The organism is Vibrio sp. 1069, assembly GCF_033340555.1.
On sequence record NZ_JAWOWP010000990.1, the window covers coordinates 1 to 509 of the forward strand.

Below are 509 nucleotides of genomic sequence, written 5' to 3' on the forward strand. Positions count from 1 at the left end.
GTTGTAACATGGAACGACGACATTTTCTTGCGCTATGGACATTGATGTTTGCGCCATTTCTTAAAGCGGAAAGCTCAATGCGTCCGACGCCCACGAATTGTTGACCACCCAACTCTATTTGAAAGGACAGACGGGCAACGAATGGTGGGGTGGTAAAGCCCGTGACCATTTACAGTTTGAACCGATAAATATTGATGGGCGAATAGTCGGAACGTTCGATTTCGTGATTGCTTAATCTGTTTGATGTTCGCTAGTAAGGCATCAACTCAGCCAACTGCGACAAGCATTCTTTGTCTAGTATGGGATGAGGTTCGACACCAGTCACCAAAACAATATCCACCGACGGTAATGGAGGTAGATCTTCTAAGATCTTCAGATCATCTGTGACACTGATTCTTCCCATCGCACCCATCGCCATGCCAGAGCGAACAATGGCTCGCTGCGCAGAAGAGGTGTTACAACAAGCTAAGAGTTGATATGGCGTTCCTCTTTTGGTCAGCGCATTAATA

2 pseudogenes are annotated in these 509 nt (G+C 46.4%); one reads left to right on the plus strand and one right to left on the minus strand.

The annotated features are described in order from the left end of the window. Window positions 1-94 precede the first annotated feature (94 nt). Window positions 95-235, plus strand: a pseudogene (locus R7040_RS30200) (protocatechuate 3,4-dioxygenase); the annotation flags it as partial. A 15-nt stretch (window positions 236-250) separates the two neighbouring features. Here the strand turns inward: R7040_RS30200 and R7040_RS30205 are convergent. Next, a pseudogene (locus R7040_RS30205) lies at window positions 251-509 on the minus strand (LysR family transcriptional regulator); the annotation flags it as partial.